Origin of the sequence: Sphingomonas sp. CROZ-RG-20F-R02-07, assembly GCF_022662335.1 — a bacterium.
Taxonomy (GTDB): domain Bacteria; phylum Pseudomonadota; class Alphaproteobacteria; order Sphingomonadales; family Sphingomonadaceae; genus Sphingomonas.
The window spans coordinates 73598-93917 of sequence record NZ_JAKNQJ010000007.1; the positions used below are offsets into that span (position 1 = coordinate 73598).

A 20320-nucleotide genomic window follows, 5' to 3' on the forward strand; every position below is an offset into this window, starting at 1 on the left:
GGGTGAAAGGTTTCCGCGAACGGCCATTGTTTTTCATCCTCGCAACTTCGCCCGCGTGCGGAAGGCGTGGAGCAGCGGCTCGGTATAGCCGTTCGGCTGCGCCGTCCCTTCGAACACCAGCGCGCGGGCCGCGGCATAGGCCGGCGCTTCGGGATGATGCGCCATCGGCCGGTAGAGCGCATCGCCGGCATTCTGCGCGTCCACCTTCACCGCCATCCGCTGGAGCGCGGCATCCACATCGGCGGGCGTGGCGACGCCATGGAGCAGCCAGTTGGCGATATGCTGCGACGAGATGCGCAGCGTCGCGCGATCCTCCATCAGCCCGACATCGTCGATATCGGGCACCTTGGAACAGCCGATGCCCTGGTCGATCCAGCGCACCACGTAGCCGAGGATGCCTTGCGCGTTGTTGTCCAGCTCGCGCGCGACCTCGTCGGGCGTCCAGTTGCGCCCGGCCGCCAGCGGCACCTCCAGCAGCGCCTCCACCGGCGGGATCGCCTCGTCGGCGATCCGGCGCTGGCGATCGAACACGTCGATTTCGTGATAATGCATCGCGTGAAGCGTGGCAGCGGTGGGCGACGGCACCCAGGCGGTGTTCGCGCCCACCGCCGGATGCGCACGCTTCTGCGCCATCATGTCCGCCATCCGGTCGGGCGCCGCCCACATTCCCTTGCCGATCTGCGCCTTCCCCGAAAGGCCGTGCGCGAGGCCGATCCGGACGTTGCGATCCTCATAGGCCTTGATCCAGCCGGTGGTCTTCATCTCGGCCTTGGGGATCATCGGCCCGGCGCGCATCGCGGTGTGAATCTCGTCGCCGGTGCGATCGAGGAATCCGGTGTTGATGAAGCAGATCCGGTCGCGCACCGCATGGATGCACGCGGCGAGATTGGCCGAGGTGCGCCGTTCCTCGTCCATCACGCCCACCTTGATCGTGTGCCGCGCGAGACCCAGAATATCCTCCACCGCATCGAACAGCCGGTCGGTGAAGGCGCATTCGTCGGGCCCGTGCATCTTGGGCTTCACGATGTAGATCGCGCCGGTGCGGCTGTTGCGGTAACGGCCCAGGCACCGGAGGTCGATCGTACCGATCGTGGCGGTCATGATCGCATCGAGGATGCCCTCGGGCGCCTCGGCGCCGTCCGCCAGCCGCACCGCCGGCGTCGTCATCAGATGACCGACGTTGCGCACGAACAACAGGCTGCGCCCCGGCAGCGTCAGCATCTCCGTCTCGGTGTCGTAGCAGCGATCGGGCGCGAGCGTGCGCGTGACCGTCGCGCCGCCCTTTTCGAACGTCTCGGACAGCGTGCCGTCCATTAGCCCCAGCCAGTTGGCATAGGCGGCCACCTTGTCGTCGGCATCCACCGCGGCGACCGAATCCTCCAGATCGACGATCGTCGTCAGCGCCGATTCGAGCACGACATCGGCGATATGCGCCGGATCGCCGCGCCCGATCGGATGATCGGGGTCGATCACCACCACGACATGCAGCCCGTGATGGACGAACAGCCAGTCCCGCCCGTTCCGACCCAAGAACTGGCCGGGATCGCGCAGCACCGGATCGCCGGCCAGTTCGGCCCAGCGCCCCTCGGCCAGGGGCACCGCCGCGTCGAGGAACGCCTTGGCCGCGGCGATCACCTGCGCGCCGCGCACCGCGTCATAGCCGCACGGCGCCGCGGTGCCCGGCAGCGCGTCGGTGCCGTAGAGCGCGTCGTAAAGGCTGCCCCAGCGCGCATTCGCCGCGTTCAGCACGAAGCGCGCGTTGAGCGAGGGGACGACGAGCTGCGGCCCGGCCATCGTCGCGATCTCGGCATCAACGCCCGTCGTGCCGATCGCGAACGGCGCCGGCTCTGGCACCAGATAGCCGATCGCGCGCAGGAACGCCGCGTCCACCGGCTCGCCCGCATCGTAGCGCGTGTCGATCATGGCCTGCAGCGCATCGCGCCGGGCAAGCAGCGCCGCGTTTTCGGGGGCGAAGCGCGCGAAGATCCCCGCCACGCCCTGCCACCAGCCGGCAGGATCGATCCCGAGCGGCGCGAGCACGCGCGCTTCGACAAAGGCGGCAAGCGGTTCGGCCACCGAGAGGCCAGCGCGGTCGAGCATATGGAATCCTTGGATGCGGGTTGCGGATCGATATGCCTGGGGAGGACGCCCGGCCCTAAAGAGCCGGCGGGCGCGGTTCAAGTCATCGCTTCATCTGCATGCCGATCGCCCGTCGCGTCGCCGCGCCATAGGGCGGCTTCAGCCCGGCGAGCTTGCCCACGTCGAAGCGCGACTGGCGAAACACCGCGCGCGCATGGCTGAACGTGCGGAAGCCGTCGCGCCCGTGATAGGCGCCCATGCCCGACGGCCCGACGCCGCCAAACGGCAGATCTTCCTGCGAGACGTGGAAGATCACGTCGTCGAGCGTCACCCCGCCCGAGATGGTCCGCTCCATCACCCGCGCCCGCTCGGCGGCGTCGGGGCCGAAATGGTAGAGCGCGAGCGGCCGGTCGCGCCGGTTCACCTGCGCGATCGCGTCGTCGATGCCGTCATAGGAAACGATCGGCAGCACCGGCCCGAAGATCTCCTCCTGCATCAGCGTCATCTGATCCGTCACGCCGGTCACGATGTGCAGCGGCATCCTGCGACCGTTCGCCGATCCGGCATCCTCGTTCGCCGGATTCACCACGGTGACGTGCGCGCCCTTGTCGCGCGCGTCGGCGATCCATTCGGTCAGCCGCTGGTGATGCCGGTCGCTGACGATCGCGGTGTAATCCGGATTGGTCAGCACGCTCGGGTACATGGCGGACGCCGCCGCGACGAGCCCCTGCACGACGCGCGCCTCGTCGGCGGCGGGCACCAGCATATAGTCGGGCGCGAGGCAGATCTGGCCGGCGTTCATCATCTTGCCCAGCGCCACGCGTTCGGTGGCGCGCGCGATATCGGCGCCGCGGCCGACGATCACCGGCGACTTGCCGCCGAGTTCCAGCGTCACCGGCGTCAGATTGTCGGCCGCTGCGTGGAGGATGTGCCGGCCGATGCCGGTCGCGCCGGTGAAGAGCAGATGGTCGAACGGCAACCTGGCGAACGCCTCGCCCACCGCCGGACCGCCGCTGACGAAGGCGAGCTCGTCGGGCGCGAAATAGGCGCCGACGATCTCCTCGAACAGGGCGGCGGTGGCCGGCGTATATTCGCTCGTCTTCACCATCGCGCGGTTGCCTGCCGCGAGGATCCCCGCCAGCGGTGCCATCACGAGCTGCACCGGGAAATTCCACGGAGCGATCACCCCGACAACGCCCTTGGGCTGATAGTCCACCCACGCCCGCGCGCCGAGCAGCCCGAGCGGGAACTGGACCGCCCGCTTCTCGCGCTTAGCCCAGCCATCGAGGCTCTTGCGCGCATGGACCAGCGGGGCGACCGAGGCGGCGATGTCGGTCAGCATCGACTGGTCGCGGCTGCGATGGCCGAAATCCTCCGACAGCGCGTCGCAGAACCGGTCGGCATGGTCCGCGATCATCGCGGCCGCGCGCGTCAGCCGATCCTTGCGCAACGCCAACGGCACCGGAAGATCGGCCATGAACGCGGCCCGCTGCGCCGCCAAGATCGCGTCCATCGTCTCGTTCTCCCTCAGCCCGTGCACCCGATCAGTCCGGCCAGCGGCATCACCACCATGTCCTTGCCCACCCGCTCGAGCCGCAAGGTCGCGCTCGGGATCGCCGCGCCTGCGGTCAGGTCGGCCCGCTCGGCTATCGTCAGGTCGAGCGTCGCGGTCACGTCGCCGGCGCGATATTGCGTGCTGCCCGAAAAGCCGAAGCCGCCCGGGCCCTGCGCGGCGACGAGCGGTACGTCGGTCTCGCGGCCGTCGATCGACAGGCGCAACCGTGCAGGATCCGCCGTCGCCATCGCGATCAGCGTGCGATCCGCCGGGCTCCAGAGGAACGCCGCGCACCCCTTGGCCGGCAGCGCCTGCTTGCCGATCGCCCCCAGCGGAAGCGGAGCGGCGGTAGCGAGCTGAAGCGCGAGCAGAAGGGCGATCATGACGCGAGGACTATCATGCCGAGCCACGCCGGGTAAGCCGCGATTCCGAGCAGCGTGCCGAGCGGCAGCGGCGTGTCGCGCGCCATAGGCCGTCCACGCAGCGCGGCGAAGAGCACGGCCCCCAGCCCGACCAGGCACGCGACGAGCAGCACCGCCGGCAGCATCCGCCAACCGAGCCACGCTCCGATCGCGCCGAGCAGCTTGGGATCGCCCCCGCCCATCCCCTCGCGGCCGCGCCACGCCCGGTAACCGCGCGCGATCGCCCACAGCGTGGCATAGCCGAGGATGCCGCCGGCGATCCGATCCTCCAGCACCGGCGCCATGCCCAGCAGCCCCGTCGCGACGCCGCCGATCGCGAGCGCGCCCGTCAGCCGGTCGGGCAGCCACAGCGCCCGCAGATCGAGCGCGGCGAGCGTCAGCAGCAGCCACCCGAACGCCGCACCCGCCAGCGCCACCGGCGTCGCGGCCGCTAATCCGGCGCTCAGGCCGATCAGGCCGGCCAGCGCTTCGATCCGGCCATGCCAGGGATCGATCCGCCCGCCACACGCGCGACACCTACCGCGCAGCAGCATGGCGCTGACGATCGGCACCAGATCGCGCGCGCGCAGCGTCCGCCCGCACCCGTCGCAGGCGGATCGCCCGCGCATGACCGACCGGCCCTCGCTCCAGCGCAGTACGAGCGTCGCCATGAAGCTGCCGAGAATCGCACCGATCGCGCCCAGTGCCAGTCCCCGGACAAGCGGATCAATCACCGCGCGGCGTCACCAGGTAGCGGTACACGCCGATCAGATCGATGCCGAGCAGCACGACATTCTGCGTGCCCAGCGCCCAATCGCGCGTCAGCACCCCGCCCGCGATCCACGCCACCGCCGACAGGCAGAACAGCACCATGCCCCATCCGGTGTTCCGCTTGCCGATATCGCAGGCGACGATCGTGGCGGCGACGATGCCCGTGCCTGCGGCGAACCATTTGAGAGCAACGACCAGCGTATCCATGGCGCTCCCCTACGCACGCCCCGCCGCTTTGTCCCACCGCTTTATAATTGCCGCCGATCGCATTAGATGCACTGCAACATAAAAGCTGGAGAGTTCCCATGGCCGCCGATCCCGTCGTCATCCTGTCCTATGCCCGCACGCCCATGGGCTCGTTCCAGGGCAGCCTCGCCGGTGCCGCCGCGACTCAGCTGGGCGCTACGGCGGTGAAGGGCGCGCTGGAGCGTTCGGGCGTGTCGGCCGATGCGATCGAGCGGATCTATATGGGCAACGTGCTCTCGGCCGGGCTGGGCCAGGCCCCCGCGCGACAGGCGGCGGTGTTCGGTGGCCTGGGCCATCATGTCGAGGGCACGACCGTCAACAAGATGTGCGGATCGGGCATGCAGGCCGCGATCCTCGCCGCCGATGCGCTGGCGGCCGGCTCGGTCGATCTGCTGGTGGCGGGCGGCATGGAGAGCATGACCAACGCGCCCTACCTGTCGAAGAAGCACCGCGCCGGCGCACGGATCGGCCATGACACGATGTACGACCATATGTATCTCGACGGCCTCGAAGACGCGTACGAACCCGGCAAGCTGATGGGCAATTTCGCCGAGGACACCGCGTCCGACTATCAGTTCACCCGCGCGATGATGGACGATTATGCGATCGAGTCGCTGCACCGCGCCCAGCGTGCGCAAAAGAGCGGCGCCTTCGATCGCGAGATCGTCCCCGTCGAGGTGAAGGGCCGCAAGGGCGTCGACACCGTGACGCTCGACGAACAGCCCGCCAAGGGCGACGTCGCCAAGATCCCGACGCTCAAGCCCGCCTTTTCGAAGGACGGTACGATCACCGCGGCCAACGCCTCGTCGATCTCGGACGGCGCCGCCGCGCTGGTGATGACGCGTGCGAGCGTCGCGGAAAAGCTCGGCATCACGCCGATCGCGCGGGTCGTGGCGCATGCCGCCCACGCGCACAGCCCGGCGCTGTTCACCACCGCGCCCGTCTTCGCGATGCGCAAGGCGATGGAACGCGCCGGCTGGTCCGCGGCGGATATCGACCTGTTCGAGGTGAACGAGGCGTTCGCCGCGGTGGCGATGATCGCGATGCGCGACCTCAGCCTGCCGCACGATAAGGTGAACATCCATGGCGGCGCCTGCGCGCTCGGCCACCCGATCGGCGCCAGCGGCGCGCGGATCCTCGCCACCCTGCTCTCCGCGCTGGAGACGACGGGGCAGACCCGCGGCCTCGCCTCGCTGTGCATCGGCGGTGGCGAAGCGACCGCCATGGCGGTCGAACTGATGCATTGAGCGAACCATGCCGGGGGATGCACTCCCCCGGCGGTTCAGGGCAGCGTTTCGGTTGGCTCCACGCCCCAGATCCCGGAAATCTCGGCATAGCCGGCCTGCCCGCGCACGTCGAAGCGACACCAGCCATTGCCGCACTGGCTCAGCCGCCCGACCACGCCCGGCGCCGCGCGCCAGGTGAGCCGCGCCCCCGCCGCGGGCCGTTCGCGCAGCGGGATCGGCTGCGTGCCGCGCACGATGGCGGTGCGCGTGTCGCGCAGCAGATTGGCCTGCATCCAGCCCTGCGTGCCGTCCGGATCCTCCACCTTGCGCCATTCCTTGAACGCCGCCACCACGCGCACCGGCAGATCGGGCCGCTGGTACAGCCAGCTGGCAGGATAGGAGCGCGCCGGGCCGGTGCGCATCCGCGCGCGCGCCGCGCCGATCGAGCCGTAATAGGGCATGGTGCGCTTGGTGTCGGCCGCGTCCGCCACCCCGGCGAGCAGCGACAGCGAGGCGAGCGTCAGCGCGGCGGTGAGGCGGATCGTCATGACCGGATTTCCTTTGATGCGTCGGTCTCTAGCGTCCGTGCCCATCCCGCTTCAAGCGTTGTTGACGCGACCTTGCGCCTCCGCCAAGCCGTGATCCATGCCCGATGCGCGTCCGTCCCGCCCCAAGGTGCCCCATCCCCGCGTGATCGTCACGCGCGAGCTGGCCGATGCGGCGATGGACCGGATGGAGGCGCTGTTCGACACGACCAACAACCGCACCGACGTGCCCATGGACCGCGCCGCGCTCGCCGCCGCGATGGCCGATTGCGACGTGCTCGTGCCCACCGTCACCGACGAGATCGACGCGGCGCTGATCGCGGGCGCGGGCGATCGGCTGCGGCTGATCGCCAATTACGGCGCGGGCGTGAACCACATCGCGCTGAAGGCCGCGCGCGCGCGCGGGATCATCGTCACCAATACGCCCGGCGTGCTGACCGAGGACACCGCCGACCTGACGATGGCGCTGATCGTCTCGGTGCCGCGCCGCCTGGCCGAGGGCGAGAAGCTGGTGCGATCGGGCGCGTGGACGGGCTGGTCGCCCGGCGGGATGCTCGGCCACCGGATCGGCGGCAAGGCGCTCGGCATCGTTGGCATGGGGCGGATCGGCCAGGCGGTGGCGCAGCGCGCGCGCGCGTTCGGCCTGTCGATCCATTACCACAACCGCCGCCGCCTGCCCGCCGTGCTGGAGGCGCAACTGGGCGCGATCTGGCATGCGTCGCTCGACGACATGCTGGGCGCGATCGACATCCTGACGATCCACACCCCACGCAATCCGGATAGCGAAGGCCTGATCGACCGTCGCCGGATCGCGCTGATGCGCCCCCATGTCTTCGTCATCAACACCTCGCGCGGCGGCATCGTCGACGAGGGCGCGCTGGTCGACGCACTGGAACGCGGCGCGCTCGCGGGCGCGGGACTGGACGTATGGGCGCACGAACCCCGCATTGATCCGCGCCTGCTCGCGCTGTCGAACGTGGTGATGACTCCGCATATGGGATCGGCCACCTATGAGGGTCGGCTGGCGAGCGGCGACAAGGTCATCCAGAACATCCGCATCTGGGCCGATGGCCACCGCCCGCCGGATCAGGTGCTGGAAGGTTGGGCCTGACGGGTCAGCCGAGGACTTCGCGAAGCCGATCGACCTGCTGCATGCGTTCGTGAAGAAACACCACGACACCGATCATGGTGTCGTCCAACACACGCCAATAGATGAAGTGCCGCTCATAGGGCCTGAAATATCCGTCGATCTCGAAAGCGGCGGGCAATTGGCGCCGAGGCCTTCGGCGTGCGGCGATGGCGTCGAACTCGACATAGAGCGCTTCGATATAGGCCCGTGCCGGTGCTCGCCCCATCGCGCGCGCGAATAGAGCAAGATGTCGTCGATCTGTTCCTCGGCCGAACCAAGCAGCCGGTATAGCCTCATCGGGCGTCGCGGGCCGCTATCGGGGCAAAGACATGCTCCGGCGTGGATTCGCGAAACTCACTATGGGTGCCGTAAAGGCGCGTTTCAGTTCGGCCTTGAGGATCTGGAACCGCTCTTCATCGACGCGTTGGCGATCGCGGCGAATCAGGTCGCGGACATATTCGCTGACATTCTCGTACGGCCCATCCTCACCCACATTAGCCGCGACCTGATCGCCCAGCGCACCCGATATGCGCACGTTCAACGTCATCGTCGAGGCATGGCTCACTCCCTTCCGTCCACATCCTTGAAGATAATGGGGACGAATCGAACGTGCATCCGCCGCTCAATCCCCCGTCAGGATGCGATCGACCAATTGCTTCACGCTCGGCACGAAGCCGTTGGAATAGAAGGGATCGCGCTTGAAATTATAGGCGGCATGGCCGGCGAACATCAGGTTACGATCGGTATCTCCGCCATGCGCGATGTCCTGCAGCGTCTTTTGTATGCAGAAGCTGCGCGGATCGGCCAGGCGCCCGGTCGAGTTGGTCTCGGTATCCGCCCAGCTCGAAAAGCTGCACTGGCTGAGGCAGCCCATGCAATCGGCCTGATCCTTGCGAATCTCGCCCTTTTCGGTAGGGCTCACGAAGACGAGCGTGTTGTCCGGCGTCTTCAGCGCATCGGTATGGCCCTCACCGAACCAGCCGCGCGCACGCAGCAGATCATTGCGGGTCACCCAGAAATTCTTGCCTTTCACGCCCACGTCGAGCTGGAACACATGGTCGCCCGCCTCCTGCGTGGAGAAGGCGATCTGCCGCTCGGACCGGGCCTCGAGCGCGCGCAGGAACGGGTTGCGCACCGCGGAGGAATAGAAGCCGGTCGGCGAGAAGCGGTGGAGCAGCACATCGCCCTCCTCGATCTCCATCAACTTGCTCTTCCAACCCTCCGGGATCGGGCTTTCCATCGTGAGCAGCGGGCGCGTGCCATATTGGAAGGCGATCGCGCCCAATTCGGGGTTGTCGATCCAGTCGTTCCAGTCGCGCAGATACCAGACGCCGCCCGCCATCACGATCGGCACGTCGTCGGAAATTCCGCCCTCGCGCATCGTATCGCGCAGGTCCTTCACGCGCGGATAGGGATCCTGCGGCTTTAGCGGGTCCTCGGCATTGGACAGGCCGTTATGCCCGCCTGCCAGCCAGGGATCCTCATAAACCACCGCCGCCAGCCACTCCGCCGCCTTCGAATAGGCGCGCTTCCACAGCGCGCGAAAAGCGCGGCCCGAACTGACGATCGGCAGATAACTCACATGGTGCGACGCAGCGATCTCGGACAGCTTGTAGGGCATGCCCGCGCCGCAGGTGACGCCCGCCACCAGACCCTTGGTCCGCTCCAGCACGCCCTGCAGCACGCGCTGCGCGCCGCCCATTTCCCACAGCACGTTGATGTTGATCGCGCCCTTGCCACCGGCGATATCGAACGCCCGGCGGACCTGCTCCACCGCGCCGTCGATCGCGTACTGGATCAGCTCCTCGTGCCGGTCGCGGCGCGTCAGCGCGCGGTAGATCTGGGGGATGATCTTGCCCTCGGGATCGTAGCTGTCGGCATTGACCGCCGAGACCGTGCCGATCCCGCCCGCCGCCGCCCACGCGCCCGCGGACGCATGATTGGTCGCGGCGACCCCCTTGCCACCTTCCACCAGCGGCCAGACTTCGCGGCCGTTATAGACGATGGGCTTCAGGCCTTTGAACACGCGTACCTCCGAAGACATATACGGCCGATATAGCGCGCGGACGCACCAACGCGAGCGAATTGCGATTCAGCCGAGCGCCCCCGCCCGTCCCAGCGCCTCTTCGTACAGCGCGCGATAGGTGGCGATCATCCGCGCCTCGTCGAACGCGGCCGCGGCCTTCGCGCGGTTCGCGGCGCCGATCCGGGCGCGCAACGCCGCATCGCCGACGAGCGGCTGGAGCACGTCGCGCAGGCCCACCTCGTCCTGTTCGCGCACGATGAACGGCGCGTTCTCGACCGACACCATGGCCGCCACGTCGCCCACCGCATAGCTCGCGACCGGCAGGCCGGCGGCCATGCCCTCGATCACCGAGATCGGCATCTGTTCGCTGCGCGACGATAGCGCGAGGATGTCGAACAGCCCGACATAGGCGTGCGGATCGGGCAGGAAGCCCGGCATCGTCAGCCGGTCGGCGATCCCCATCGCGGCGGCGGCCTGCGCGATCCGCGCGCGTTCGGGCCCCTCGCCCACGATCACCAGTCGCACCTTGCCCGACAGGCCGCCCACCGCGCGGACGAGCGCCGCCAGATCCTTCACCGCGCGCAAGCCGGCCAGCGCGCCGATCGTCACCGTCTTGGGATCGGGGACGAAGCCAGGGATCGCGCCGCGCCGGGGCTTGCGCGCATAGGCCGCGACGTCGATGCCGTTGGCGATGCGGTGGATTTTCGCCGCCGGCTGTTTCCACGACTCCAGCGCGATCCGCTCCAGCGTCTCCGAGGGCACGACCAGCGCCGCCGCGGCGCCCAGCGCGATCCGGCGATAGACGTTGCGTTCGCGCTTCGGCCCACCCGCTTCGTCGGCGTTGAACCCGTCCTCGTGATGCACCAGCGGCGGCGCGCCCTTGCCGAACACGCGGCGCGCCATCACCCCGTCGATCGCGCCCCAATTGTAGGTGAGCACCAGATCGAACCGCCGCATATAGCGCGCGAGTGCCTCGTAGCGCGCGACCGACGGCCGCCCGGTGAGCGACGGCGCGTCTTGCGCGATCTCGTAATCGATGCCCGTAGCGACCGCGTCGCGTGCGCTGGTCTGTTCGGGCATGCCCGAGACGATGGTGTGCCGCGCGGCGCTGCCGAACGCGTTCATCAGCCGCACCGCCCGCGCCTCCTTGCCGCCCAGATCGAAGGAGGAATGGAGATGGAGGATGTTCACCGGCATGGCAGCGGCATGCCGTTTCGCAGGCCTCGTTTCAAGCCAGCGCTCCCGCGCGAAAACCGGGAACGGTCAGGCGAAGGCGCTCTTGGGCACATGCGTGATCCGGCAGGCGAGATCCGCCTCGCCGCTCGCGACCACATAATGGTCGCCACCGTCCGCGATGCCCGTCGTGAAGACGACGTTCTCGACATACATCTGGTGCTTCAGCGCCTCGGTCAGCGCGGGGGCGGGTTCGATCAGCGGGGCGTGGTCGGTGCGGATCACCTTGCTCGGATCGTCGCGGTCGAGCAGCGTCCAATAGGTGCGATAGATGCCGACGAGGCCGGAGGGTTCGACGCCGTGCCACAATGTCAGCCATCCCGCATCCGTCAGGATCGGCGGCGCCCCGCCCCCCATCCGCGCGGTGGCGACGGTGGCGGCGTGCGGGCGGATGCCCGGCGCCTCGTTCGGCTTCCAGTGGAGCGCATCGGGCGAGGTCGCCAGGTTGATCGAGGGCCCCGCGCGCCATTCGCTGCCCGGCGGATAGGCGAACCACACCTCGCCCAGCGGCCGCGTCTGCGCCCAGTAGCGGCCGTCGATCTTCCCTTCGAAGATCAGCATGTCCTTGTTCTGGTGATCGAGCACGATGCCGTCCAGATGCCAGTCTAGCCCGTCCGCCGACGTATCGAGCGTGGTGCAATGGCGCTCGGGGCTGACCGAACAGGTGGTCATCAGATAGCGGCCGTCCACCCGGCTGATCCGCGCATCCTCCACGCCATAGCATTGGTAGGAGGCGCGCGGCGCGATCGCGCGGTCATAATGCACCGCCTCGACGCGGCGCCCCTCGGGATCGAGTTCGACGGGCAGCAGCCACGACATGCTCGTCAGCCCCAGCACGCGCCAGCCGCTGCTCGTCATCTCGAACTTGCGCGGATCGTTGGTGTCGACCATCCCGAGCGGCCAGGGATCGAGCACATAGCCGCCATCGACCCAGCGGATCGCATGGACATGGCCGTCGCGGATCGGCGTCTTCAGCGCCTCGGCCACGCGCACCATCATCAGCAGATTGCCGCTCGGCAGCCGGGTCAGCCCCGGATTGAACGCGCCCAGCGTATAGGTTTCGGCATCGATCCGCCCCGCCAGCGGCGAGCGCGACAGATCGACGTCGTCGGGGGTGAACACCAGATGGTCGAGCACGATCGGTCTCCCGTATTGAATGCCAGCAGACGCGTCAGGCCGGCACGGGTTCCTGCATCACCCGCGCGAGCAGGCGATCGATCGGATCGTGCAGCGCCACTTCGACGAGCGTCGGCGCATGGCCCACGCCCGGCACGGTCGCCAATTCCGCGCGGTCGAGCGCCGCCACCATCCGCTCGGCGGTGGCCGCCGACAACAGGTCGGACCGCCCGCCGCGCACCACCAGGGTCGGCACGTCGCGCAGGCTGGAGAGCGCGGCCCACATGTCCGGCCCCGTCTCGGCACCCGGCACGCGGAACGGCTCGGCGATCTTCAGGTCGTAATCGAGCACGATCCGCCCAGCGCTGTTCAGCCGATAGAGCCGCTTGGCCATCGCCAGCCAATCCTCGATCTCCCAATCCGGATAGATGTCGGCATTGGTGTCGGCGATGCTGCGCGCGGCGTGCATCCAGGTCGGAAAGACGCTGCCCTTGCCGACATAGCCGCGGATCCGGGCGAGTCCGCGGGGCTCGATGTCCGGCCCGACATCGTTCAGCAGCGCGCCCGCGACGCTGGCGCGCCCCGCCCCCGCCAGCAGCATCGCGACGATTCCCCCGAGCGACGTGCCGAACGCGACATAGCGGTCGATCGACAGCGTCGCGAGCAGCGCCTCCATGTCCTGCACGTAGCTGAGCGGAACATAGGTCATCGGGTCCTTGGCATAGGCGCTTTCGGCGCGCCCGCGGAAATCGACCGCGATCACCCGCCACGCCCCCGCGAGCCGCGCCGCCAGCGCATCGAAGTCGCGCGCGTTGCGCGTCAGGCCCGGCATGCACAGGATCGGCGGCTGGCCTTCGCGGCCGCCCGGATAGTCGCGCGCGTGGAGCCGCAAACCGTCGACGGACCACCAATAGCGATTCTCATAGGCGGCCATGGTTGCGTCCTTGCAGAGGGCGCCTCCATATCGCTTCATGCCTACGAACCCGCAAGCCTATCGCCCCGCCGCCCGACTCGAGACCCTAGGGGCGGATTTCTACGATCCCGTGACCGCAGCGGATTTTCCCGAAACGCGGCTGCGCTTCCGCAACGATCGGGCCGCCGCCGAGATCGGGCTGCAGACGCTGAGCGAAGACGAATGGTGCGCGCATTTCGGCCGGTTCCGACCCCTGCCCGGCACGCTCGCGCAGCCGCTGGCGCTACGCTATCACGGCCACCAGTTCCGCCACTACAACCCCGATCTGGGCGACGGCCGCGGCTTCACCTTCGCGCAAATGCATGACGATCGCGGCCGGCTGATGGATCTCGGCACCAAGGGTTCGGGGCAGACGCCGTGGAGCCGCTCCGGTGACGGGCGGCTCACGCTGAAGGGCGGCGTGCGCGAGGTGCTGGCGAGCGAGATGCTCGAGGCGCTGGGCGTGCCCACCTCGCGAAGCCTGTCGCTGATCGAGACCGGCGAGGCGCTGGACCGCGGCGACGAGCCCTCGCCCACCCGCTCGGCGGTGCTGGTGCGGCTGAGCCACGGCCATATCCGCATCGGCACCTTCCAGCGCCTCGCCTACGCGCGCGACACGGCGGGCCTGCGCGCGCTCACCGCCTATGTGCTGCGCGAACTCTATGACGAGGACGGCGACGATCCCGTCCGGCTGCTGACGCTGGTCGTGGCACGCACTGCCCGCCTCGCCGCGCGCTACATGGCCGCTGGGTTCGTGCACGGCGTGCTGAACACCGACAATATCAACGTGACGGGCGAGAGCTTCGATTACGGCCCGTGGCGGTTCGCGCAGACCTGGGATCCCGGCTTCACCGCCGCCTATTTCGATCACCAGGGCCTTTATGCCTTCGGCCGCCAGCCCGAAGCGATTCATTGGGACGCGATGCAGTTGGCCGTCGCACTGCGCCCCCTGGCGGACAGCGATCCGCTCATCGCCGCGCTCGACGGCTTCGCCGCGCAGTATCAGGCGGAGGTGACGGCGGCGATCCTCTGGCGGCTGGGCCTCGCGCCGCATGACGCCGAATCGGATCGTGCGCTGGTGCAGGCGGTCGAGCGCGCGCTCCGCGAAACCGGGGCAGGAATCGACCAGTTCTTCTTCGATGCGTTCGGCGGCACGCTGCCGGACGGCTATGGCGGGCCATGGGGGCCGGTGCGCGGCCAGCTCGCGGCCTATCGCCCGCGCAAGGACCGCGCCGATCCCTATTGGCGGGGCGCGCCCTGCGCGATGCCGATCGACGAGGTCGAGGCGATCTGGGACGCGATCGCCACCGACGACGATTGGGCGCCGTTCCACGCGAAGGTGGCGGCAATCTGCGCCATGGGCGCCGCGCTCGCATGAGTGGTAAAGCCCGGCCGGATCGGGCAGAGGCATGAGGATGGCGGATACAGAACTCGTTTCCCACGAACCTGCGACCGGCACGATGCTATGGCGGGGCGCGATCGGCGACGCCGCGGCCGAGGTGGCGGTGGCGCGCGGCGCCTGGGCGGCCTGGGCCGCGCAGCCGCTGGCAGTGCGGATCGAAACGCTGCGCCGCTTCGCCAACGTCGTGCGCCAGCGCGCCGACGCCTTTGCCGACCTGATCGCCCGCGAGACCGGCAAGCCCTTGTGGGAGGCGCGCGGCGAGGTCGACTCGGTGATCGCCAAGGTCGACATCTCCGTCACCGCCTATGCCGATCGCACCGCGCAGCGCCGGCTCGATTCGCCGATGGGCAGCCGGATGGCGCTGCGTCACAAGCCGCACGGCGTCCTCGCGGTGCTGGGGCCGTTCAACTTTCCCGCACACCTGCCCAACGGCCATATCGTGCCCGCGCTGCTCGCCGGGAACGCGGTGGTGTTCAAGCCGTCCGAGAAAACGCCCGCCTGCGGCGCGTTCCTGGTCGATTGCTACCGCGCGGCGGGCGTGCCCGAAGGCTGCATCCGCCTGCTGATCGGCGGCCCCGCGGAGGGCCGCGCGCTCGCCGCGCATCCGGGTATCGACGGGCTGTTGTTCACCGGCTCCGCGCGCACGGGAATCGCGCTCAACCGCGCCTTCGCCGATCGGCCCGACAAGCTGCTCGCGCTCGAAATGGGCGGCAACAACCCGATCGTGGTGTGGGACACCCCCGATCTGCACACCGCGGCGATCCTTGTCGTGCAATCGGCCTTCGCCACCGCCGGCCAGCGCTGCACCGCGGCGCGGCGCCTGATCGTGGATACCAAACTCTACGATCCGCTGCTCGCCATCATCAACACGCTGATCGGCCGTATCGTCGTGGACGAACCCCATGCCGATCCCGCGCCGTTCATGGGCCCGGTGATCGACAACGAAGCCGCCGACCAGCTGACCGAAAGCTTCCTCACGCTCATGATGCGCGGCGGTCGCCCGATCCGCCATCTCGAACGGCCGGTGCCCGATCGCCCGTTCCTCATCCCGGCGCTGATCGACGTGACCGGCATGGCCGAACGCCCCGACATCGAACTGTTCGGCCCCATCCTCCAGGTGATCCGCGCCGACGATTTCGATGGCGCCATCCGCGAGGCCAACGCGACGCGCTACGGCATGTCGGCCAGCCTCATCAGCCAGACGCCCGCGCTGTACGACCGGTTCTGGGCCAATGCGCGCGCCGGCATCGTCAACTGGAACCGGCCGACCAACGGCGCCTCCAGCGGCGCGCCGTTCGGCGGCATCGGCCTGTCCGGAAACCATCGGCCCAGCGCCTATTATGCCGCGGACTATTGCGCCTATCCGGTGGTGTCGAACGAAGCCGATGCGGCGCGCGCGGCGATCGGCATCGGCCTGCGCGACGCATGAAACCGTGAACGCGCACGCGGATAGCCCGTCTAACAGCAACCCAAGCATCGCTGCTTTGCCCGCAACGCCGCCAGGCACCACATCGCGCCTCATGGCCACGCTGCTCGATCCCACCGCCCGCGGGCGCGTCATCCTCGTGGGCGCAGGGCCGGGCGATCCCGGCCTGCTCACCGTCCGCGCCGTCGAGGCGCTGCGCATCGCCGACGTCGTCGTGCATGACGGACTGATCGACCCGCGCGTGCTGGATCTCGCGCCCGCCACCGCGCAGCGCATCTCGGTCGCCAAGCAGCGCGCGCGCCACACGCTGCCGCAAGAGGCGATCAACGCGCTGATCGTCGCGCATGTGAAGGCGGGCAGCGTCGTCGTGCGGCTGAAGGGCGGCGATCCCTTCGTGTTCGGCCGCGGCGGCGAAGAGGTGGAGGCGGTACGCGCCGCCGGCCTGCCCGTGGCGGTGATCCCCGGCGTGTCGGCCGCGCTCGGCTGTGCGGCGGAAGCGATGCTGCCGCTCACCCACCGCGACCACAGTTCGGCGGTGTCGTTCGTCGCGGGCCAGTGCAAGGGCCTGTCCGAACAGGATTGGGCGGGGCTCGCCGGCCAGGGGCGCACGCTGGTGATCTATATGGGCGTCGCGACCGCGACCGACATCGCCGACAAGCTGATGGCGGACGGCGTTGCGCCCGACATGCCGGTCGCGGTGCTCGAACGCGGCACGTTGGTGGGCGCGCGGGCGATGCGCACCTTGCTGGCCGATCTTGGCCCGATGGTGGCGCGCGAGGGCGTGCAGAGCCCGGCGATCATCGTCGTCGGCGAGGTGGTCGAGTTGTCGGACGCCGAGGACAAGCTCGCGCGCTGGGCGCGAATGGCGGAGGCGGCGGCATGAAATTGCTGACGGGCAACGATCTGCCCACGGGTGACGTGATCTGGTGGACGGGCAGCGGCTGGTCGCGCCATATCGAGGAGGCGGGCGACGTCGGCACCGAAGGCGAACCGATCGCACGCGCCGAGGAAGGCGCACGCCGCGTGACCGTCGCCTATGTGATCGACGCCACGATGACCCCGGACGGCCCCCGCCCCGCGCACATCAAGGACCGTATCCGCGCGCTCGGCCCCACGGTGCGCCCCGATCTCACGCTCAAACCCGCCGATCCCGATGCGGGAAGCTGGGTGATATGACGATCGTTCACGCTTCCTTCCTTGCGCCTTCGCGTCCTCGCGCGAACAACACCGGGCACGCTCATGTATAAATACGATCATTACGACCAGGCCATGGTCGACACCCGCGTCGCGGAGTTCCGCGATCAGGTCGAGCGCCGACTCGCAGGGCAGTTGACCGAAGACCAGTTCAAGCCGCTGCGGCTGATGAACGGGCTCTATCTGCAGCTCCACGCCTACATGCTGCGCGTAGCGATTCCGTACGGCACGCTCGACGCGCGACAGATGCGGATGCTCGCGCATATCGCGCGCACCTATGATCGCGGCTATGCGCATTTCACCACGCGGCAGAACATCCAGTTCAACTGGATCAAGCTGGCCGACACGCCCGACATCCTCGCCGAGCTGGCGACGACTGAGATGCATGCGATCCAGACGAGCGGCAATTGCATCCGCAACATTTCGTCGGACCAGTTCGCCGGCGCCGCCGCGGACGAGGTGACCGACCCGCGCCCCTGGGCCGAGCTGATCCGCCAGTGGAGCACCTTCCATCCCGAATTCACCTATCTGCCGCGCAAGTTCAAGATCGCGGTGATCGCCGCGGACGAGGATCGCGCGGCGATGCGGCTGCACGACATCGGCATCCGCCTGACCAAGCGCGACGGCGTGCTGGGCGCGACGATCTTCGTCGGCGGCGGCATGGGCCGCACCCCGATGATCTCCACCGAAATCAAGGACTTCGTCACCGCCGACGACCTGATGAGCTATCTCGAGGCGTGCCTGCGCGTCTACAATCGCTATGGCCGGCGCGACAATATCTACAAGGCGCGGATCAAGATCCTGATCCACGAGATCGGCGCGACCGACTATGCACGCCAGGTGGAGGAGGAGTTCGCCGCGGTGAAGGCGCTGGCGCTCGATCCGCCCGCCGCCGAACTGGCGCGGATCACCGCGATGTTCGCCGCGCCAGCGTTCGAAACCGACGGTCTTCCCGCGCATGACGACACGGACGCGTCACCGGCGTTCGATCACTGGGTCGGACAGAATGTCCGCGATCACAAGCAGCCGGGCTATGCGGTGGTCACGATCAGCCTGAAGCCCGCGGGCGGCATTCCGGGCGACGCCTCCGCCGAACAGATCGACGTGATGGCGAATCTGGCGGAACGCTACAGCTTCGACGAACTGCGGGTCACGCATGCGCAGAACATCGTCCTGCCGCATGTCCGCCGCGCCGATCTGCCGGCCGTGTGGCAGGCGCTGGTCGATGCCGGGCTGGCGGAGGCCAATCTCGATCTCATCACCGATATCATCGCCTGCCCCGGCCTCGATTATTGCAGCCTCGCCAACGCCCGCTCGATCCCGCTGGCGCAGAAGATCGGCGCGCGCTTCGCCGATCCGGCGCGACAGCGCGATCTCGGCGAACTGAAGCTGAAGATCAGCGGCTGCATCAACGCATGTGGCCATCACCATGCCGGCCACATCGGCATTCTGGGCGTCGACAAGAAGGGCAGGGAGAATTTCCAGCTCCTGCTCGGCGGTTCGGGCGCGGAGGATGTGAGCCTCGGCAAGATCGCCGGGCCGGGCTTTTCCGAAGACGGCGTTGTCGATGCGATCGAGCGCGTGACCGACCGCTATCTCGACGTGCGCCACGAGGGCGAGCGGTTTCTCGACACCTATCGCCGGCTCGGCATGGAAGGCTTCAAGGAGGCGATCTATGGCTGATCTCGCCGGCGATACCGACAATCTGCTCCGCTTCCGCGACGACGCCGCGCACGACGAACCCGCGGTCACGCTCGACGCATTCCTCGCCGGCCAGACCAACGCGACGGCGGTGCGGCTGGAGGCGGGCGACGATGCGCGCGCGCTACTGCCCTATCTCGAGCGGCTCGCACTCGTCGAGGTGAGCTTCCCGAGCTTTCGCGACGGGCGCGGTTACAGCGCGGGCCGGATCCTGCGCGAGGCCGGCTATGCCGGCGAGCTGCGCGCGGCGGGCGACGTACTGGTCGACCAGATGCCGCTCATGCGGCGCTGCGGCTTCGACAGCTTCGCGCCCGAAGCCCCGATCGATCCCGCCGCGCTGGATCGCGCGCTGACCCGCTACGACCAGCATTATCAAAAGGCGGCGGCCGGCGCGGTGCCGATCTGGAAATTGCGTCATGGCTAATGCCGCGCGCCGGCTCGACACGATCGACGTGTCCCCCGCCTTCACGCCCGACGACGCGGCGGCGATGCAGTCGCGCTTCACCGGCGTCGCGACGCAGGATCTGCTCGCCGAGCTGCTCGCAGGCGAGCTGAAGGGGCGGATCGCCGCGGTGTCGTCGTTCGGCGCCGAATCGGCGGTGCTGCTCCACATGATCGCCGCGGTCGATCGCGACGTGCCGGTGATCTTCACCAACACGCAGAAGATGTTCGGCGAGACGCTGGCGTACCGCGACGAGCTCGCCGAGCGGCTGGGCTTCACCGATCTGCGCGTGTTCCGCCCCGATCCCCGGCTGCTCGCGGCGCGCGATGCGACGGGGCTGCGCTGGTCCTACGATCCCGACGGCTGCTGCGACCTGCGCAAGGTGGAGCCGCTGCGCCGTGCGCTCGCGCCGTTCGACGCATGGATCTCGGGCCGCAAGGGTTTCCAGGCCAAGACCCGCGCCGCCATCCCGCGCTTCGAGGCGGACGAGGGTCGGCTTAAGCTCAACCCGCTGGCCGATTGGGACAAGGCGCGGCTCGAGGCCTATTTCGACAAGCACGCGCTGCCCCGCCATCCGCTGGAGGCGCAAGGCTATTTGTCGATCGGCTGCGCGCCCTGCACCAGCAAGGTCAAGCCCGGCGAAGATCCGCGCGCGGGCCGCTGGCGGGGATGGGACAAGGTGGAATGCGGCATCCACGTCCCCGAAGCGCCGGGCGAGGAACCGGTGTTCTAGAGTTTGATGACGTTACTTTGATCCGTTCGCCCTGAGCTCGTCGAAGGGCCTGTGCCACACGCACACCCTCAACGGCGGAACAGGTGCTTCGACAAGCTCAGTACGAACGGACTGAGAGGCTGGATCGAGCCAACAGTCACCCC

The 20320-nt window shown here is 68.7% G+C and carries 21 protein-coding genes; 9 read left to right on the plus strand and 12 right to left on the minus strand.

Going from position 1 to position 20320, the window contains the following annotated elements; genetic code table 11:
- Positions 1-33: 33 nt before the first annotated feature.
- The 5 genes from L8H00_RS11990 to L8H00_RS12010 form a co-directional block, all read right to left on the minus strand.
- Positions 34-2100, minus strand: a complete 2067-nt coding sequence (locus tag L8H00_RS11990; RefSeq protein WP_242097579.1) for a malate synthase G — start codon at positions 2098-2100, stop codon at positions 34-36.
- A gap of 82 nt (positions 2101-2182) precedes the next feature.
- Positions 2183-3592 (minus strand): coniferyl aldehyde dehydrogenase, encoded by a 1410-nt coding sequence (locus L8H00_RS11995; protein WP_242097580.1) that lies wholly within the window; start codon positions 3590-3592, stop codon positions 2183-2185.
- A gap of 14 nt (positions 3593-3606) precedes the next feature.
- Positions 3607-4017 (minus strand): hypothetical protein, encoded by a 411-nt coding sequence (locus tag L8H00_RS12000; protein WP_242097581.1) that lies wholly within the window; start codon positions 4015-4017, stop codon positions 3607-3609.
- On the minus strand, positions 4014-4766 hold the full coding sequence (locus tag L8H00_RS12005; RefSeq protein WP_347340730.1) for an A24 family peptidase: 753 nt from the start codon (positions 4764-4766) through the stop codon (positions 4014-4016). Before L8H00_RS12005 ends, L8H00_RS12000 begins: the two co-directional genes overlap by 4 nt.
- The gene (locus tag L8H00_RS12010) at positions 4762-5013 is read right to left on the minus strand and encodes a hypothetical protein (protein ID WP_242097582.1); all 252 of its coding nucleotides are present in this window, start codon (positions 5011-5013) and stop codon (positions 4762-4764) included. Before L8H00_RS12010 ends, L8H00_RS12005 begins: the two co-directional genes overlap by 5 nt.
- A 98-nt stretch (positions 5014-5111) precedes the next feature.
- Between L8H00_RS12010 and L8H00_RS12015 the strand changes: the two genes are divergently transcribed.
- On the plus strand, positions 5112-6299 hold the full coding sequence (locus tag L8H00_RS12015; RefSeq protein WP_242097583.1) for an acetyl-CoA C-acyltransferase: 1188 nt from the start codon (positions 5112-5114) through the stop codon (positions 6297-6299).
- 35 nt (positions 6300-6334) lie between these two features.
- Here the strand turns inward: L8H00_RS12015 and L8H00_RS12020 are convergent, their stop codons facing one another.
- Positions 6335-6826, minus strand: coding sequence for an SH3 domain-containing protein (locus L8H00_RS12020; protein ID WP_242097584.1), 492 nt, complete (start codon positions 6824-6826; stop codon positions 6335-6337).
- 97 nt (positions 6827-6923) lie between these two features.
- On the opposite strand from L8H00_RS12020, the gene L8H00_RS12025 reads away from it, so the two are divergent.
- Positions 6924-7934: a D-glycerate dehydrogenase gene (locus L8H00_RS12025; protein WP_242097585.1), complete on the plus strand. Its 1011-nt coding sequence runs from the start codon at positions 6924-6926 to the stop codon at positions 7932-7934.
- Positions 7935-7938: 4 nt separating this feature from the next.
- On the opposite strand, the gene L8H00_RS12030 is transcribed toward L8H00_RS12025, so the two are convergent.
- The 6 genes from L8H00_RS12030 to L8H00_RS12055 form a co-directional block, all read right to left on the minus strand.
- On the minus strand, positions 7939-8178 hold the full coding sequence (locus L8H00_RS12030) for a type II toxin-antitoxin system RelE/ParE family toxin (RefSeq protein ID WP_242097586.1): 240 nt from the start codon (positions 8176-8178) through the stop codon (positions 7939-7941).
- A gap of 87 nt (positions 8179-8265) precedes the next feature.
- Positions 8266-8499 (minus strand): addiction module antitoxin, encoded by a 234-nt coding sequence (locus L8H00_RS12035; RefSeq protein ID WP_242097672.1) that lies wholly within the window; start codon positions 8497-8499, stop codon positions 8266-8268.
- A 75-nt stretch (positions 8500-8574) separates the two neighbouring features.
- Positions 8575-9978: a nitronate monooxygenase gene (locus tag L8H00_RS12040; RefSeq protein WP_242097587.1), complete on the minus strand. Its 1404-nt coding sequence runs from the start codon at positions 9976-9978 to the stop codon at positions 8575-8577.
- A gap of 66 nt (positions 9979-10044) precedes the next feature.
- The gene (locus L8H00_RS12045; protein WP_242097588.1) at positions 10045-11175 is read right to left on the minus strand and encodes a glycosyltransferase family 4 protein; all 1131 of its coding nucleotides are present in this window, start codon (positions 11173-11175) and stop codon (positions 10045-10047) included.
- Between the two features lie 66 nt (positions 11176-11241).
- The gene (locus L8H00_RS12050; RefSeq protein WP_242097589.1) at positions 11242-12348 is read right to left on the minus strand and encodes a glycosidase; all 1107 of its coding nucleotides are present in this window, start codon (positions 12346-12348) and stop codon (positions 11242-11244) included.
- A gap of 34 nt (positions 12349-12382) precedes the next feature.
- Entirely contained in the window at positions 12383-13261 is an 879-nt protein-coding gene (locus L8H00_RS12055; RefSeq protein ID WP_242097590.1) for an alpha/beta hydrolase, read from the minus strand.
- A gap of 37 nt (positions 13262-13298) precedes the next feature.
- On the opposite strand from L8H00_RS12055, the gene L8H00_RS12060 reads away from it, so the two are divergent.
- From L8H00_RS12060 to L8H00_RS12090, 7 genes are all read left to right on the plus strand, one after another.
- On the plus strand, positions 13299-14657 hold the full coding sequence (locus tag L8H00_RS12060; protein WP_242097591.1) for a protein adenylyltransferase SelO: 1359 nt from the start codon (positions 13299-13301) through the stop codon (positions 14655-14657).
- Positions 14658-14694: 37 nt separating this feature from the next.
- A complete protein-coding gene (gene astD, locus L8H00_RS12065; protein WP_242097592.1) occupies positions 14695-16110 on the plus strand; it encodes a succinylglutamate-semialdehyde dehydrogenase in 1416 nt (471 codons plus the stop codon).
- 91 nt (positions 16111-16201) lie between these two features.
- Positions 16202-16990 carry a uroporphyrinogen-III C-methyltransferase gene (cobA, locus tag L8H00_RS12070; protein WP_242097593.1) on the plus strand — a complete coding sequence of 263 codons (789 nt, stop codon included), beginning with the start codon at positions 16202-16204 and terminating at the stop codon, positions 16988-16990.
- Positions 16987-17283 (plus strand): DUF2849 domain-containing protein, encoded by a 297-nt coding sequence (locus L8H00_RS12075; protein ID WP_242097594.1) that lies wholly within the window; start codon positions 16987-16989, stop codon positions 17281-17283. Before cobA ends, L8H00_RS12075 begins: the two co-directional genes overlap by 4 nt.
- A 63-nt stretch (positions 17284-17346) precedes the next feature.
- Positions 17347-18984: a nitrite/sulfite reductase gene (locus L8H00_RS12080; protein WP_242097673.1), complete on the plus strand. Its 1638-nt coding sequence runs from the start codon at positions 17347-17349 to the stop codon at positions 18982-18984.
- Positions 18977-19426, plus strand: coding sequence for a DUF934 domain-containing protein (locus L8H00_RS12085; protein ID WP_242097595.1), 450 nt, complete (start codon positions 18977-18979; stop codon positions 19424-19426). The genes L8H00_RS12080 and L8H00_RS12085 overlap by 8 nt, the downstream gene beginning before the upstream one ends.
- Positions 19419-20177, plus strand: a complete 759-nt coding sequence (locus L8H00_RS12090) for a phosphoadenylyl-sulfate reductase (protein ID WP_242097596.1) — start codon at positions 19419-19421, stop codon at positions 20175-20177. The genes L8H00_RS12085 and L8H00_RS12090 overlap by 8 nt, the downstream gene beginning before the upstream one ends.
- The last annotated feature ends 143 nt before the right edge of the window (positions 20178-20320 follow it).